The sequence below is a fragment of the Salibacterium halotolerans genome (assembly GCF_900115625.1).
GTDB lineage: Bacteria > Bacillota > Bacilli > Bacillales > Marinococcaceae > Salibacterium > Salibacterium halotolerans.
Map to the genome: position 1 here is coordinate 1 of NZ_FOXD01000016.1, position 17,352 is coordinate 17,352.

A 17,352-nucleotide genomic window follows, 5' to 3' on the forward strand; every position below is an offset into this window, starting at 1 on the left:
ACATTTCTGTTATAATGGTTGTCATGAGAAGGCCTCTTTTCACTCTGTATTTGCTTCCTAGGCATACATGGATGATAGAGGACCTTCTCTTTTTTTGCCAATCATCAGCTTTCGTCGCTACCGAGAACTATTTTACACATACTTCTTACACCGGATCCAATCAATCCAGCCGGCGGTTGTCGATTTCATCTTTGATCCGGGCGGTGAAGCTCTCAAGAGAGGCGGATTCTGAATCCTGCTGTCCGTAACGGCGGACATTCACGGCATTGTCTTCGATTTCCCGGTCGCCGATGACGAGCATATAGGGAATCTTTTTCGTCTGGGCCTCCCGGATTTTGTACCCGATTTTCTCATCGCGGGTATCCACTTCCACCCGGACGCCGGCTTTACGGAGCTCATCCTGTACTTTATTGGCATAATCCAGATGAACGTCCGCCGATACCGGAATCACTTCCGCCTGCACCGGTGCGAGCCACGTCGGCAGCGCGCCTTTGTATTCTTCGAGTAGAAAAGCGATGAAACGTTCCATTGTGGATACAATGCCGCGGTGGATCACAACAGGACGGTGATCCTGCCCGTCCTGTCCGACATAGGTCAGGTCAAAGCGCTCCGGCAGATGGAAGTCAAGCTGTACGGTGGACAATGTTTCATCCTTGCCAAGCGCCGTTTTAACCTGGACGTCGAGTTTCGGACCGTAAAAGGCCGCTTCCCCTTCCGCTTCGACGTATTCGACATTCATACCGTCCATTGCCTCTTTCAGCATCGCCTGGGCTTTTTCCCACATCTCGTCATTGTCCACATACTTCTCTTTGTCCTCCGGGTCGCGGTAGGAAAGCCGGAAATAGTAGTCGTTCAGTCCGAAGTCCTGATAGACATGCTGTACAAGCTCGACGACGCGGATGAACTCTTCTTTCAACTGATCCGGACGGGCAAAGATGTGCGCATCGTTCAGTGTCATTCCACGCACCCGCTGCAGTCCGGAGAGAGCTCCTGATTTTTCATAGCGGTGCTGCATGCCAAGCTCGGCGATACGTACGGGAAGATCCCGGTAGCTGTGGAAATCGTTCTTGAACACCATCATGTGGTGCGGGCAGTTCATCGGACGGATGACGAGCGTTTCGTTGTCCATCTCCATAGGCGGAAACATATCATCCTGATAGTGATCCCAGTGGCCGGACGTTTTGTACAGCTCGGAGCTTCCAAGAACCGGAGTGTACACGTGGTCATAGCCGAGACGCTCTTCCATGTCCGTGATGTAGCGTTCAATCGTGCGGCGTATGGTCGCGCCTTTCGGCAGCCAGAGCGGAAGGCCTTGTCCCACCTTTTGATTGATGGAGAAAATGCCGAGCTCTTTACCCAGCTTCCGGTGGTCGCGCTCTTTCGCTTCTTCCAGCTGTCTCAGATATTCGTCGAGGTCAGCCTGTTTTTCAAACGCTGTTCCGTAAATGCGCTGCAGCATTTTATTGTCACTGTTTCCACGCCAATAAGCGCCGGAAATACTCATCAGCTTGAACGTCTTCAGCTTCGCCGTGTTCGGCACATGCACACCCCGGCAGAGGTCGAAAAATTCTCCCTGTTCATAGACCGTCACAGGTTCTCCTTCCGGAATATCGTCAATCAGCTCAAGCTTCAGATCATCCCCGATCTCCCGGTACATTTCTTTCGCTTCTTCCCGGGTCACTTCTTCACGGACGACGGCGAGGTTTTCATCGATGATTTTTTTCATTTCTTTTTCAATGACCGGCAGATCTTCGGGTGTGAGCTGGTGGGGCATATCGATGTCATAATAAAAGCCGTTTTCAATAACAGGGCCGACACCGAGTTTCACATCACTGAACAGCCGCTTGACCGCCTGTGCCATCAGGTGGGCGGTACTGTGCCGCAGAACATGGAGCCCGTCTTCACTCTTTACCGTGATGATCTCGATGTCACCGCCGGTATGAATCGGTGTGCGGAGATCGATATGCTCATTGTTCCACTTCCCTGCCAGGGCCTGTTTTTTCAGTCCCGGACTGATCGAAGCTGCAATCTCTTCGGTAGTGACGCCTTCCTCGAATGCCTTCTCGTTTCCGTCGGGAAAACGAATCTGAATGTTTACTGCCAATCCTGACTCCTCCTTTATGATATGTATAAAAAAACACCCCTTCCTCATCAGAAAGGGGCGTACACGGGACGCGGTTCCACCCTTGGTTTCAAAACGGTGTCTGCCGTTTTGTTCTCAAGCCCGGATATAACGTTCCGGTTCCGTCAGCGGTTATTAAGCATTACGCCGTTCCCCGCTGCAGCTCAAAGGGGGTGGAAAAGCCGTGTTTTCGAAAAGCTTCCAGCCGGGGCTTTTCTCTCTGGGGAAAAACAGACGGCTTTCCCGCGTCCTTATCTCTGCTTTCGTTATTGCGTATTCATGGTAGTCATTATAGAATCTAAGGCCGGAAAAATCAAGCCTTGTTTTCCCCGCAGAAACGCTTCTGAAAAAATATGACATAGATAGATAGCTGCCCTCAGCCTGAAGGCCATTCGTCCGGCGGAAGGACGATCAAATGTTCTTCAAAAATTTTTCTGAACGTCTGAACCGTGCCGTCTTCGTTGTCTGTGTACAGATACAGGTATTTTGGCGCCAGGCTGACCGCCGGGCTGATCACCATATACTCAAACGGAAGCTGATCTTCAAATACGATTTTCGGCTCCAGGTAATCTAGTCTCGTCCACTCATCAATCACCTGTTTGTCTTCATTCAGAAATACCGGTTCTTCCTGCAGCAGAATATGAACAGCGTCATGCCGAGGCTGTATCTGCTTCCGGTAGTGGCGGCAGCTTTCTACAAGCGTTTGATACTCCTGCTCCCATTTGTATTCATCAATGGCCGCCGATGCCGCTTTGACGAGCAGCTGATAATACGCGCCGAACCGGAATGTGAACATCGGGCGCCATTGTATGCTGCGGTGGTGTTTAATTTCTTCTGCCATTTCCCGGTAAATAAAATGCTTGCGTTTCTGGAGCAGCGTCGTTTCAGGGACTTCCTCGCGTTCCCCGTTCAGGAGAGAATGGGCAATTTCTGCAATCGCCGGGGCTTCTTCTTTATACAAAAAAGATTCCTCAATAAATTCCTTTACCCATTTCCATTCTTTCTCCCGGACGATGTAATCACTTAAACTCGCAGCAAGATACGGAACAAGACTCTCCCGCCACTCCCGTTCACTTCCGTGAAACTCCCAATGCAGCGCCGACTTATGTTTTTGAACAGCACCGGCTGGAATACCTTTGTTTCTCCACCTCAGCTGATCATCCCTGAACATATGATACACACCGAGGCTGTCCGCTTCGTAATCAAAATCGATGGAAAACAATCCTCTATTCCCCCTTGCTCCCAGCTTCACTATTTCTTGTTTCATCTGTTCTGCTGTTCTATTCGTATGGATGAACAAAGGGAAACATGCCTAAAATCAAAAAAGGGGAAATATCTTTGAAAATAAAAGACTTCCAGCTGTGCTGGAAGCCTTTTATCTTTCGCTTTAGTTTTGCATGACGAAGTCTTTGTCGGCGGTTTCTTCGCCTTCAAAACGCCGGAGAATATTGTATTTTGTGTCCCGCTGCACAGGGGTGCGGCCTGTTTCGCGGATGAGACGGAGAATTTCGTTTGTATTCACTTTATGTGTCGTGCCGGCGGCCGATACGACATTTTCCTCCATCATGGTACTGCCGAAGTCGTTGCAGCCGTAGTCGAGGGATTTTTTCCCGGTAACAGGACCCATTGTGACCCAGGACGACTGGAAGTTCGCAATGTTATCCAGAAACAGACGGGAAATCGCTACGTTCTTCAGATAACCCTCAGATGATATGATTTCGCCTTTCATTCCGTTATTGCCGGGCTGGAACGTCCAGGAGATGAACGCCAGAAAGCATCCGGTTTCATCCTGCGCATCACGAATCCGCTGCAGGTGCAGTGCTCTCTCTTCATATGTTTCCGTAAGCCCGATAACCATGGTGGCTGTGCCGTGCATGCCGACTTTGCTCACAGTTTTCATGCAGTCAATCCACTCCTGCCAGGAGGACTTCATTCGGCTTACTTTATGCCGTGTCTTTTCCGTCAGAATTTCCGCGCCGCCGCCCGGTACCGAATCGAGACCGGCACTTTTCAGCTCCTGCAGCACCTCTTCTATGGAAAGACCGGATACTTCCGACATCTTGTAGATTTCCGACGGGGAAAAAGAGTGCATGGTGATGCCCGGATAACGGTCTTTGATTTTCTTGAGCAGGTTGGTATAGTATTCAAACGGAAGATCCGGGTTGGTTCCTCCCTGCATCAGAATCTCCGTTCCATCCACATCCATGGTTTCCCCTATTTTCGCAAGAATATCTTCATCATCCAGCACGTAGCCTTCCGTCGATCCCGGTTTGCGGTAGAATGCACAGAAACGGCAGTATGTATCACAAAGATTGGTATAATTGACATTTCTGCCGATAACAAACGTCGTTTCTGGTTCCGGATGCCATTTTTTTGTTATTTCATTGGCGGCCTCGCCGATTTTTTCCGTCTCATCACTTTCATAAAGCTTTACAGCGTCTTCTGTGGTGAGGCGTTCGCCGCGCAGCGCCTTGTTTAAAATCGGATCGATGCTCATGATACCTACCTCCACTTAAAATATGTGACTCTCCTGATCGTGGTCTGCATCTTACCTCTTTTCCCATATTACCATATTTTCCATGGTGTGAGGGGGTCATTACGAAATTCTTCACATTTCCCGGCGGTTTTTTCCATCGACAAAGACCGGGGTGGTCATATGCCGGATCCGCTCCATGATCCGTTTCGCCTTCAGTTCCTCAATTCCGCCTTTCTGGGAATAGGCAAGGTGGTTTTCCAGTTCATCGTAATCATAATTGGAAGTATAGACCGTCGGCAGTTTTTCCATCAGGCGGTAATGAAGAATGACACCGAGTACATCATCCCGAATCCAGGCCGATGTCGTTTCAGCGCCGATATCATCGAGTATCAGCACTTCGGCGTTTTTCACTTCATCCATTTTTTCCTGGACGGTGCCATCGGAGAGAGCCTGCTTCATTTCCCGGAAAAAGTCAGGGGCATATACAATCATGGATGAGATGTCGCGCGCCACCAGTTCGTTGGCAATGGCGCCGATCATGAAGGTTTTCCCGACGCCGAATTTGCCGTGCAGATACAGACCCGTCACATTTTCCCCCGGCGCTGCCTCCAACGCGAACTTAAGACAGGCATTGCTCGCGGACAGACGACTGGCATGATCCTGTTCAATATCATCAAATGACGCTTCCAGGATTTCTTTTGGGATATACATGCTTTGTATTAAAGACTGCTGCCTTTTCTTTTCATCCGCCTGCTGCTTCAACTGGCAGGGATGATAACGGACGGTTAGCTGTCCGGTTTCCGAGTAAAGTTCAGGCTGAAATCCCTGCATCATGTTCGGGCAGTTCTCAAGACCCGGACAGGCATCGCAGTGTTCCCGCTCCCGTTTGTATTCGAACAGTTTCATCATGTTATTCTCAATCGTGGATTGTCCGATTTCCTCATGCTGCTGCAGAAAAGACTGGATTTTCGGATACGCCAGCACTTCCTCCCGCAGCTTCTCATAACGGCGGCGCCAGTTTGAATCGTTCATGTATCGGTCCAGCGAAGACCGGATGGAATCCATATGCGTTCACCTCATTGCTGCCGGCTGCTTCTGCGCAGCCTGAGCATTTCCTCAAATTGCTGTTTCTCTTTGTTGAGCTTTTCTTCGTCTTCCGCCCCCGATGCCTTTGCCTGCTCGTTCTGCTTATCCTGTTCAAGCCATTTCGGCAGTTTGTCCTTTCTTACATAAGGACGGGGCTGCGTGCCTGATGCCTGGGCCGCTTTAGCCTGGCTGCGATGTTTTTGCTGCTGGTACTCCCACTTGGCCAGCTGCATCGCATCTTTCACCGTGTTGATCTGTTTGCGCGCCCACTGTCCGGCGATTTTCTGAACAAAATTCTGGTTCAGCTTCATATTGTTCATCCGCATCACATAATCAATCAGGACATTGACGACGCCGGGCTGAAGCTGATAGTCACTCATCAACGATTCCACAAGCTTCACATCCGCCTGCGGCACTTTGGCCCCGTCAGCAATGGTTTCCAGAAAAGTGACCGGGGACGTCTGTTCACAGAAAACGGCCATCTGGTCATTGTCATCGGCCGGCTCCTTATCGTTCATCGTACGGTATTCTTCAGGCTGGGTTCTTCTTCCTAAAGCAGGCGGTTCATTGCCGTTTTCATTCCGGTACCAATCCTGCACCTGACGGCGGAACTCCTGTTCATCAAGCTTTTCATTGTCATCCAGCGAACGCTGCACAATCCTGCTGATCTGCAGGGGCTGCAGACGGTACACAAACGCCATGCGCTGTACGACTGCTTTCGCGTGCTCATCGAGAAGCTTGTCCCCATCCATAAAGACAGGAAGATCAGCTTTGAGCAGTTCAAAATCAAAATCTTCCTCCCGAAACGGAAGGCTTCCCTGATGCACCATTCCCTGATAGGCATGCGGATACTCTGCTTCTGTATCCGTTGCAGCCGACACCATTTCCGAGTGATGCAGCGAAGTATAGACTTCATTAAATGCAGCTGTCACCTCAGTGTAAGCCTCTTTGTCCACCGATTCCATCATAAAACGGCGGCGCAGCTCAATGTAACGGTTCCGGCCTAATCTGTTAAACAAAAATACACTTAACACGTCGTTTTGAAAAAACTGCGCCGGTGTCATAGGCGGCTGCAATTCGTAAACAAAAATAGTCGAGGTTTCTTCTTTACGTTGAAACGTCCGAAGCAGACCGATCCCTTCGAGTCCGCGCCGGGCTTCGAAAATATCATCCAACGGCAGATTCAGCATCGCCATCAGTTCGTGGTGAACGGATTCACTGCTCGTGAAGCTGTCTTTTTCCAGTCTGCTCCAAAACATGGTATAAAGGGAGACAGCCTTTGTTCCAATCAACGGCTGGTACAAAAGCTGCAGTGTTTTGTGTTCCCGCTCCCCAAGTTGATCCGCTGTCTGTACTTTGTACCGGTCTACTGGAAGAAGTTCTGTCCAATGCGGCATCTTCAGCTGTACCCCCTTCCTTATCGCTTTCGGAACGTACCGGCCGTTCTATTCTTCGTCTTTTTTTATCAAATCTTTCAGTTCATCGATAAACACATTGATGTCTTTGAACTGACGGTACACGGAGGCAAAACGCACGTAGGCTACGTCGTCGACTTCCGCAAGCCGCTCCATGACCCTTTCTCCGACTTCTTCACTTTTGATTTCGGATTTTCCTTCACTGCGGAAATCCTGTTCCACGTCGCTCACAATCTGCTCGAGTGTCTCTAATGCGACCGGGCGTTTTTCACACGCACGAATCAACCCGCGCAGTATTTTCTCACGGCTGAATTCTTCACGGGTCCCCTCTTTTTTCACAACAATCAAAGGAAGTTCTTCTACGATCTCAAAGGTCGTGAAACGATACCCGCAGGCATCGCATTCCCTGCGGCGGCGGATGGACTTTCCTTCACTGCTCGGTCTTGAATCCAGTACCCTTGTCCCATTCAAATGGCAGGCCGGACATTGCATTCTATCATCTCCACTACATGAACGGCTGCAGGCGTCCACGTTCGTTCATTCATATGTTCCATCATACCATTAACAAAAGTGGATTGGAAAGATGGAGTCCGGAGCAAAGAGATGGCATTCTTTTGATATGCTGAATCTATTTTTTAAAGCACTGTCGCAGGTTATGAGTTCTTACAATACCTGAAACACTTTTAATTTGACACAATCCGGTTCTCTCGTTCCTATTCCTACAAACAGGTTTCTATTCAGAAAGGCATACCTCTCATCACTCACTTCAAACGTGGGCATCGTTTTAAAATAGTAAGAGTTATCCGGCACAGGTTCTCCTTGTTTCAGTTTATTGATAATTTCTTCCGGGCCGTACCTGTATCCCCGGTTCACGATATAGATTGGTGTCCCATCTGTTGTCTGAAGCGAATAGTGAGCCACTACTTCCGTGACACCATCTCTCCTGATCACCTGATAATCAGCTCCGCCCGGCAGAATGACTCCTCTCATGTTCTTCCCTTCAAACGTTCCCCCGGTAATGTTAATAATACGCCGCTCTCCCGCAGAGACCGGACCAACTTCAATCGGAGAATCAACATAAATAGTTAAATCAAATACGTGTTTGGTTTCAATAGACATACAATTCATCCCTTATATAAGTTTATTACTGGTATTAACGTACAATTGTTTCCTGAGAGGAAAACAAAAATATTTCAGTGTTAAATACTATTCTTTCACATCCAATATTACAGCAACAACAATTAACCACTTACCCTACATGAAAGATCTTTATAAAAAGTATAGCATTAGCAGATTCAAAGCGATGCAACTACAAAATTTTTCGTAGATTTTTAATTAAGAATTGATGTTTTCTTTATCTCAAGCGGTGAGCATTTTCTTGTGAGTATGGGATACAAAAATATAGCGATGTTATCTACTCAAACATTTCGGATTCCGGGTTAAGAAACTCTTTAAAAACGAAGTTATAATACCAAGAGTTTTTGAGAAAAGCATATCCTCCAGGAACGGCTCTCTACAGCGATTGTTCAGCATGTGTCTCAAATCAACAACGTCACAAAATATAATTTACAGGATGTGGTGAATTTCATGGGAGACAAAACAGAAAATTCGATAACCACCAGCGAACAATATTGCCTTTGTACTCTGAAGTGAAAGCGAAGTACTTTGATGAAGTGTTGTATCATACACAACTCTGGTCTCTTTGAAGTGCTGTACCTTTTCCTACAGCTATCTTTACTTACACTCGAAGATGGGTGATTAGTGTACGTAAATCCTTGTGCAATGGACACTACGATGCTGAAATCAGGAAATAGTAGCCCCCGGGTAGAAATCACAGTACTCTAATTGCTCACATCGTAGTCATAGTGTACGTGAACCCAGCTTTTGTGGAGACTACAAACTGTTACAGTCTATTTAGTGTCCACAGCCCACTTACCATGAATAAAGTATTAGTCGTCCTAATGTAGTGGTAGTTCCAACCGTATCTCCCTGCCCCGAGGTAATAAAGCAGTCAACCGGACACAAACGGTTGACTGCTTTATTAAATTCCGATCGTCTATTTTATTTTCAGACGCTTACCATCGATTCTTTTTTCAGAAACCGGCCGACATAGCGTGCCAGATCCACAACACGGCAGGAGTAGGCCCATTCATTGTCGTACCAGGCTATGATTTTGACCTGCCTGTCATTTTGCACCATGGTGGACATGCCGTCGATGACAGCCGATCGCGGATCTCCGTTGTAATCGACGGAGACGAGCGGATCGCGGCTGAATCCAATAATGCCTTCCAGCTCTGAAGACGCAGCTTCTTCCAGCCGTTCGTTCACTTCTTTTTCTGTTACCCCCTGTTTCAAATCCACCACCATGTCCACGAGGGAAACGTTCGGAGTCGGCACCCGGAGAGCCATGCCATTCAGTTTTCCCCGCAGCTGCGGAAGGAGGTTTCCAATGGCGGAAGCGGCACCGGTGGATGTCGGGATAATCGACTGACCGCAGGACCTTGCCCGGCGGAGGTCTTTATGCGGATTGTCGATATTCATCTGGTCATTCGTGTAGGAATGCACCGTTGTCATCAAACCGCTCTCTATCCCAAATGATTGTTCCAGTACTTTTACAACAGGAGCCATGCAGTTCGTGGTGCAGGATGCATTAGATACCACGTGGTGGCGTGCCGGATTATAATCCGATTCGTTGACGCCCATCACGATCATAGCATCTTCCTGTTTCCCGGGGGCTGTGATGATCACCTTATCTGCCCCTGCCTGCAGATGACGGGCAGCTGCTTCGCGTTCTCTGAACTTACCGGTCGCTTCCACGACAAGATCTATGTTCATCTCCTGCCACGGAAGGTGCTCCGGCCTGCGTTCATTGACGATCTGAATACGCTTTCCATTCACGACAAGCGCGTTCTCTTCCGCTTTCACCCCGGCTTCAAACAACCCGTGCGTAGAATCATATTTCAGCAGGTGGGCCAGCGTCTCCACCGGGTATCCCGCATTCACCGCAGCTATATCCAGTTCATCTTCCATGACCGCTTTGCGAAGCACCATCCGCCCGATACGTCCAAATCCATTCACAGCTACCCGAGCTTTCATTCAAACATTTCCTCCTTCTTATTTGTGATATACTAATTATTCTTTAATATAAAATTAGTATATCACATTATGCGTAAAATGTGATATACATATTTAAAAAATCATACCTCGCTTCATGAACGGTGGAGCAAAAGCGGACGTACGGAATCTATCCATCTAAAAAACCCCTCTTCACAACGAAGAGGGGTGGATGTTCCATTCTTTTAATATGTGTTCCAGCTGCGCAAGGGATGCTTCCTGTGTGCCGTTGTTATCAATTACAACGTCCGCATGAGCTCTTTTGTCGGACATGGACAGCTGGGAGGCCATGCGTCTTTTGGCATCTTCTTCGCCGGCCTGGTCGCGTTCCATTAATCGTTGTTTCTGCTCCGCTTCATTCACATAAACAAGCATCACTTTATCTACCATAAAATGCAGGTTGTTTTCAATAAGAAGCGGGAGATCAAGCACGATGACTTCCTTCCCTTTTTTCTGCAGATCGGCTTTCTTTTGCAGAATACGCTGACGGATGGCAGGGTGCATAATCTGATTCAGCATCCGGCGCTGGTTATCGTCTGCAAAAATGCGATCAGCCAGTTTTTTTCGGTTCAACGTTCCATCTACTTCAAGAATCTCGATGCCGAACTGCTCCAGTATCTGTTCGTAAGCCTTCTCCCCAGGTTCTACGACTTCACGCGCTGTCTGATCTGCATCAATAACAGGGAAGCCATGTTGATGGAGGGCATCGGAAATGAAACTTTTTCCGCTTGCGATGCCCCCGGTCAACCCGATAATCATGTTCTTCCTCCTTATCCTGTCTGTTCACTGTAAATTCCACAATCCCATTCCTATCAGCAGAATACCGGGCAGAAAGGAAAACTGCTTCGTTAATCCCGTCCCGGCAAGGATCCGGCCGCCTTTTCTGCCAAGTGATAAAAACACCGCACACATAAAACCGACGGCACCTGCGAGATAGAATGGTGAAAACCCCAGCAGAGCTGCTCCCATACCCGCACCAAGAGCGTCGAGCGATAATGCAGCTCCAAGAAATACGGCTTCTTTCACACTGATTGTACCAGAGTGGTCCCAATCTGCTTCATCCGGTTTCCTCAAGACCGTTAAAAACTGCTTCCATGCTCCCTTTTCCCGCTCGATTCGATAGCTTTGGGAGGACGTATCCTGCTCCCGGAACACTTGAATCACGGCCCATAAACCAATCAAAATTAAAATCAGTCCGCCCGCGGCTTCTGTTACCCAATCAGGAAGGTACTGCTTCAAAAAACCAGCTGCGGCTCCACCGCCAAGTACAGACAAGGCGGAACAGACGCTGATGCATACGTAGGAATAGAAAGGCAGTTTCAATCTGCGCAGTCCGTAGGAAAGACCGGCACCAAAACTGTCCACACTTACCGCAAAAGCCAATACACATAACGAGAATAGTGACGCCATCGGAAGAGCCCCTTCCTGCTGTAATCTACGTTACTATATGGCAGGTCGGGCGCAGGCGTTCATACGCGCCTGTCAGCGTCTTTGACAGCCCGGGCAGTAATGGGTGCCGCGTCCGGCTGTTATGTTTTTTTCCACAGGGCTTCCGCAGTGCCGGCAAGATTCTCCTTTCCTACCGTATACGTTCAGCTCCAGTTGAAAATATCCGGTCTCCCCGTTGCCGTTCACATAGGAGCGAACGGAGCTTCCTCCTTTTTCCACAGCCCGCTCTATCGTTTCGGTAATTCGGCGGCGGAGCCGGTTGATGCGGTGCTGCGATATAACGGCAGCTCGTGCATCCGGCCGGATTCCTGCAAGAAAAAGGGCCTCATCCACATAAATGTTGCCAAGCCCGGCAATCTCCCGCTGGTCCAGCAGAACGGTCTTGATATCCCTGCTCGTTTTTCTGCAGCGGCGGTACAGGTACGCGCCCGTAAACTGCTTGTCTTCATAAGGCTCCGGACCAAGCTGCCGAAGCGGGAGTTCCTGCTCTTCCCGCCCCTTATCAAACAGATGCATCGTGCCGAACTTCCGGACGTCTTTGTAACGAAGCTCCGTCCCATCGGTAAAATAAAACCGGATATGGGTGTGTTTATCCGGAGCCTCCACTCCCGCCATTTCATACTTTCCTTCCATCCGCAGGTGGGACACAACAACGTAATCATCCAGATGAAACAATAGAAATTTCCCTCTGCGTCCGATATGCTGTATGGTCTGTCCACTGACAAGCCGGCGGAAAGCTTCGGCATCATCCGGTCTTTTTATCATTTTGGGCCAGTTCACTTCCACGTCCTGTATCGTTTTCCCTCCGGTCAGTTCCTGGAGGGTGCGTTTAACGGTTTCTACTTCCGGCAGTTCCGGCATCTTTCTTTTCTCTCCTCACTACTTTGCATCGTACCACGTTCCGCCGGTGGAAACATCCGCTTTGAGGGGAGCATCGAGGGTCATCGTCTGCTCCATCATTTCCGGAACGAGGGATGTCATCGTCTCCATCTCCTCCGGCGGCACTTCAAATATCAGTTCGTCATGCACCTGAAGAAGCAGGCGGCTTTTCAGGTTCTTTTTCTCAAGCTCCCGGCTCACGTCCACCATGGCTTTCTTGATAATATCAGCTGCGGTTCCCTGTATCGGCGTATTCATCGCCGTCCGTTCCGCAAACGAGCGCATATTGAAATTACGGCTTGTAATCTCCGGCAGGTAACGTCTCCGGTGCAGAAGCGTGGTGACATATCCCTGTTCGCGGGCCTCTTCTTTAATGTCGTCCATATATTCTTTTACTTTCGGATAACTCGCGAGATAACGTTCTATAAACTCCCCGGCTTCCTTTCTTGAAATTCCGAGACTCTGGGACAGACCATAATCGGAAATGCCGTAGACAATACCGAAGTTTACAGCCTTCGCGCTCCTTCTCATATTGGATGTGATATCATCAGCCGGGGTGTCGAAAACATCCACCGCCGTCTTCGTATGAATATCCATATCCTTCTGGAATGCCTCAAGCAGTCCCTGGTCGCCTGCAATATGCGCAAGCACCCGGAGTTCAATCTGGGAATAATCCGCCGCCAGCATATGCCAGCCTTCCTCCGACGGGATAAAGGCTTTGCGGATTTTCCTTCCTTCTTCCAGCCGCACCGGTATATTCTGCAGATTCGGTTCCGTCGAGCTTAAACGGCCGGTCTGGGTAATGGCCTGGTTAAAAATCGTATGAATTTTATGGGTGTCCTCGTGAATCACTTTCAACAGCCCTTCAATATAGGTCGATTTCAGCTTGGATACCTGCCTGTAATGAAGCAGCTTTGGAATAATGTCATGCTGGCCCTCCAGTTTTTCAAGCACATCGGCGGAGGTGGAGTACCCGGTTTTCGTTTTCTTAATGACCGGCAGTTCCAGTTTTTCGAAAAGAATCGGTCCGAGCTGTTTGGGGGAATTGATATTAAACGTCGTACCCGCCAGCTCGTGAATATCCTTTTCGAGTTCTTCCAGTGTGGCATCCAGTTCTTCCCCCATCGTTTCCAGCCGGGACTTGTCCACCTGGACACCGTTTGTTTCCATTTCGGCGAGGACGAGCGAAAGCGGCATTTCAAGATCCGTGAACAATGTGTATTGTTCATTGGCTTTCAGTTCGTCTTCGAGCGTATCTTTTGTCGTAAACAGAGCTTCCGCTTTCCGAACGAGATGATCGGCCAGAGCAGACTCGGCAGGTTTTTGGCGTTTAGCCCCTTTTCCGTATACAGCTTCATCACTGTTTACAATCCGCTTATGTTTTCTGGCTGCAATGTCGGCGGGACTGTGGGCCGAAACGGAAGGGTCAATTAAATAAGAGGCAATCAACATATCAAAGGTAACTCCGGTGAGTACAACATTCCTCCAGCCGAGCGCAACGACACCCCGTTTTGTGTCCACCATATATTTTTCCTGTGAACTGTCTGCCGCCCACGTCCGGAACACGTCAGATTCGAGAGCCGTGCCGGCCGGTATGTAATACCGGCCGTTTTTATTTACAACGGCAATGCCCCAGATATCTGCGTGGTGATAATTATCATCCGGTACTTCAATGATCAATGCCGAAGGGGAGATGAGCATATCTTCTGTGACTTCTTCGACCATGTCGTACGACAGCTCATCCATTTCTTCTTCCTCTTCCTCGTAGCCGAACCGGGACAGGAGCGTGTTAAATTCCATCTCTTTAAAAAAATCTGTTACTGTTTTTTCATTATAGGGCACCCGTTTCAGAGATTCCAGTGTCATATCAAGCGGAGTATCACGGTATATGACGGCAAGCTGTCTGCTCATCTTTGCCTGTTCTCGGTTTTCCTGTAGACGTTCTTTCATTTTCTGCCCGGAAATCTGATCAATGGATGCCAGAACCTGTTCGACACTTCCATATTCAGCAAGGAGTTTCAAAGCTGTTTTCTCCCCAATACCGGGCACACCGGGGATATTATCCGAGCTGTCTCCCATAAGCCCTTTCATATCGACAATCCGCTCGGGCGCAAAGCCATACTTTTCTGAGATGGCTCCGGTATCATACGTTTCTACATTGGTAATGCCTTTTTTCGTCAACGCCACCGTTGTCTGGTCTGACACAAGCTGAAGCAGGTCCTTGTCTCCTGAAAATATTTTAACGTTCCATCCTTTTTCCTCCGCCTGTCTGGACAACGTTCCGATAATGTCGTCTGCTTCAAAATTCTCCTTTTCCGTATAGGAGATCTGAAAAGCATCCAGCATCTCTCGTATCACCGGAAGCTGTTCCGACAGCTCGGTCGGTGTTTTCTGACGTCCGGACTTGTATTCTCCATATGTTTCATGACGGAATGTCGTTTTTCCGGCATCAAAAGCTACCATAAGGTGAGTCGGTTCTTCCTCCTCCAAAATTTTGAGAAGCATCGTCGTAAATCCATACACCGCATTCGTGTAGACGCCTTTATCATTATTCAAAAGCGGCAGCGCAAAAAAAGCGCGGTACGCAATACTGTTTCCATCGATCAGCACTAATTTATCCAAGTACTTCCACCTCCACTTTTCCCTCCGAACTTTTATCCGTTCTCATTTTACCACAGCTTTGATCGAAATAGAAAAAGCAGCCTCCCGTCAAAGGCTGCCTCCTCCATTATTCTACATACCCCATCAAAATACGGGCATACGGTGAATCGGAAGGAAGGACAATTACCGTTTCCTCATCTACCGTTGTTTCATATGTTTCCAGTGTCTTGTACAGTTCATAGAACTCCGGGTCACGGCTGAATGCTTCACTATAGACAGCAGCCGCTTCCGCTTCGCCTTCACCGATAATTTCCTGGGCATCGGCTTCGGCGCTTGATATCAGCTCCTGGACTTCCCGGTCGGTATTCGCCCTTATCCGGTTAGCTTCGGCATCTCCTTCCGATAAATATTCCTGGGCCGTGGATTCGCGTTCCGAAATCATCCGCTGGTATACCGCTTCTTCGTTATCTTCAGGGAGGTCTGTCCGCTTCATCCGGACATCGGTGACCGATATTCCGTAATTATCTGCAGCCAGCAGCTCATTTACACGTTCACCGACCATTTCGTTCACATCTCCGCGCGTCGATTGATCCTCTTCGTTGATGATTTGTTCGAAATTCATCTGCCCGAGCTGTGAACGGATAACCGAATTGATGAAATTCGCCATAATGGATTCAGCGTTTTCCACGGTGCGCGCGTTCGCTATCATTGCCTGCGGGTCATCTACACTCCACACGACATAGTTATCGACAAGAACCCTTTTTTTATCAAGAGTGTTGATTTCCGCTGAATTTATATCATAATTCATCTGGTATTTCGGGATGGATGAAACCTGCTGGATAAATGGAATTTTCGCATTCAATCCCGGTTCCTCCGCGATCCGTACTACTTCACCAAACTGGGATATGACTTTGTATTCATCCTGTTTTACGATGAACACATTCATGATACCGATAATCACCAGCAACAGGAGTACCGCCATGACAATACCTGAACGTATCCATCTTCTCGTTGAGTCCGGGGAGAAGCGTCTCTCCTTCATTTCAAATACATTGTTGTTGTCATCCGTCATTGGAGCTGCTTCCCCCTTCCGGAACATTTTCGGGTTCAATATCTTCCGGTGACACAGAAGGCTGTCCATTTTCCTGGTTTAATGGGCGGATCGGGAGATAGTTCACCGTCTCCTGCTTACTGTCAATAATATAAAGTTCCGAGTTTGGGAGTACATCTTCAAGCGTCTCCAATACCAGACGCTTTCTCGTCACATCCGGCTCATTGATATATTCTTCATACAGAGCATTAAACCTTGATGTTTCCCCGCGGGCTTCCTCGATGCGTTCCGCACTTTCGCCCTCCGCTCTTGAAATAATGGCGTCTTCTTCCCCTTCTGCTTCATTCATTTCCTGATTACGGTACCGGTTCGCTTTATTGATTTTCGTCTGCCGTTTCTCCCTCGCATCTGTTACAGCGGTAAATGCCTGTCTGACTTCTTCGGTCGGCAGTTCAACATTCTGAAGCTTGACATCAAGCACTGTAATGCCGATATTATACCCGCCCACAAGCTCTGTGAGCGATTCCAGTACAGTGCCTTCAATCTCCGCACGCTGATCCGTCAGCACATCATCCACTTCGGAATTACCGATCACACCACGAAGGGAAGCAGATGAAGCCTGATACAAAATATCTTTCGGCTGCCTGGCGTTGTATAAGTACTGCTCCGGATTGGTAATCCGCCACTGAACGACGAGATCGACGAATAATATGTTCTCATCGCCGGTAATCATTTTAGCTTCATCGTTATATTCCGACACTTCCCCATCTTCTGTCGTCGTGTAACCGACACTGGTCGTATTCGTAGAGCCTGGAAGAATTTCTGCCTTCTGCACCGGCCACGGCAGTTTAAATTTCAGTCCCGGCTCTGTTATCGTTTCATCGACTTCCCCGAATGTAACCAGCGCAGCCTGCTCTGACTCATCAACGGTATACCATCCTGTGATTAAAAATAAAACCAGGGCCGCCAGACCGATCAGGGAAATGAAACCAATAATAATCTGTTTGATCGTAAACAAAGCTTGTCCCCCTTTTTTCTATCCCCCGTATTAAACGTTCTACTTCGATTATGTAAGCGAATAAAACATCGACTCTATTATTATATAATATTTACCTTTGTATTCCATCCCGTTTTTTCACATTTGTCACAAAAAAACGAC

The 17,352-nt window shown here is 48.5% G+C and carries 14 protein-coding genes; all 14 read right to left on the reverse strand.

The genetic code is table 11. The features are described from left to right. Positions 1-160 precede the first annotated feature (160 nt). Entirely contained in the window at positions 161-2,104 is a 1,944-nt protein-coding gene (gene thrS / locus BM124_RS13095; protein WP_170841141.1) for a threonine--tRNA ligase, read from the reverse strand. A gap of 394 nt (positions 2,105-2,498) precedes the next feature. Beyond that, the gene (locus BM124_RS13100; protein WP_139217130.1) at positions 2,499-3,389 is read right to left on the reverse strand and encodes a putative sporulation protein YtxC; all 891 of its coding nucleotides are present in this window, start codon (positions 3,387-3,389) and stop codon (positions 2,499-2,501) included. A gap of 120 nt (positions 3,390-3,509) precedes the next feature. After that, on the reverse strand, positions 3,510-4,619 hold the full coding sequence (gene mqnC, locus BM124_RS13105; protein ID WP_093338173.1) for a cyclic dehypoxanthinyl futalosine synthase: 1,110 nt from the start codon (positions 4,617-4,619) through the stop codon (positions 3,510-3,512). A gap of 111 nt (positions 4,620-4,730) precedes the next feature. Continuing rightward, a complete protein-coding gene (dnaI, locus tag BM124_RS13110; protein WP_093338174.1) occupies positions 4,731-5,663 on the reverse strand; it encodes a primosomal protein DnaI in 933 nt (310 codons plus the stop codon). A gap of 11 nt (positions 5,664-5,674) precedes the next feature. Next, a complete protein-coding gene (locus BM124_RS13115; protein ID WP_093338175.1) occupies positions 5,675-7,081 on the reverse strand; it encodes a replication initiation and membrane attachment family protein in 1,407 nt (468 codons plus the stop codon). Between the two features lie 48 nt (positions 7,082-7,129). Next, positions 7,130-7,591 carry a transcriptional regulator NrdR gene (gene nrdR / locus BM124_RS13120; protein WP_093338176.1) on the reverse strand — a complete coding sequence of 154 codons (462 nt, stop codon included), beginning with the start codon at positions 7,589-7,591 and terminating at the stop codon, positions 7,130-7,132. A 171-nt stretch (positions 7,592-7,762) separates the two neighbouring features. Beyond that, on the reverse strand, positions 7,763-8,218 hold the full coding sequence (locus tag BM124_RS13125; protein ID WP_244504339.1) for a DUF3237 domain-containing protein: 456 nt from the start codon (positions 8,216-8,218) through the stop codon (positions 7,763-7,765). 948 nt (positions 8,219-9,166) lie between these two features. Then, complete coding sequence (locus BM124_RS13130) at positions 9,167-10,195, reverse strand: glyceraldehyde-3-phosphate dehydrogenase (protein ID WP_093338178.1); 1,029 nt, start codon at positions 10,193-10,195, stop codon at positions 9,167-9,169. Positions 10,196-10,366: 171 nt separating this feature from the next. After that, entirely contained in the window at positions 10,367-10,972 is a 606-nt protein-coding gene (coaE, locus tag BM124_RS13135; protein ID WP_093338179.1) for a dephospho-CoA kinase, read from the reverse strand. Between the two features lie 24 nt (positions 10,973-10,996). Next, a complete protein-coding gene (gene ytaF, locus BM124_RS13140) occupies positions 10,997-11,623 on the reverse strand; it encodes a sporulation membrane protein YtaF (protein WP_093338180.1) in 627 nt (208 codons plus the stop codon). Between the two features lie 72 nt (positions 11,624-11,695). Next, a complete protein-coding gene (gene mutM / locus BM124_RS13145) occupies positions 11,696-12,523 on the reverse strand; it encodes a DNA-formamidopyrimidine glycosylase (protein WP_093338181.1) in 828 nt (275 codons plus the stop codon). Positions 12,524-12,541: 18 nt separating this feature from the next. Further along, positions 12,542-15,163 (reverse strand): DNA polymerase I, encoded by a 2,622-nt coding sequence (gene polA, locus BM124_RS13150; protein ID WP_093338183.1) that lies wholly within the window; start codon positions 15,161-15,163, stop codon positions 12,542-12,544. Positions 15,164-15,269: 106 nt separating this feature from the next. Beyond that, positions 15,270-16,214, reverse strand: a complete 945-nt coding sequence (hflC, locus tag BM124_RS13155; RefSeq protein ID WP_093338184.1) for a protease modulator HflC — start codon at positions 16,212-16,214, stop codon at positions 15,270-15,272. Further along, entirely contained in the window at positions 16,204-17,211 is a 1,008-nt protein-coding gene (gene hflK / locus BM124_RS13160) for an FtsH protease activity modulator HflK (RefSeq protein WP_093338186.1), read from the reverse strand. Before hflK ends, hflC begins: the two co-directional genes overlap by 11 nt. Positions 17,212-17,352: the final 141 nt, after the last annotated feature.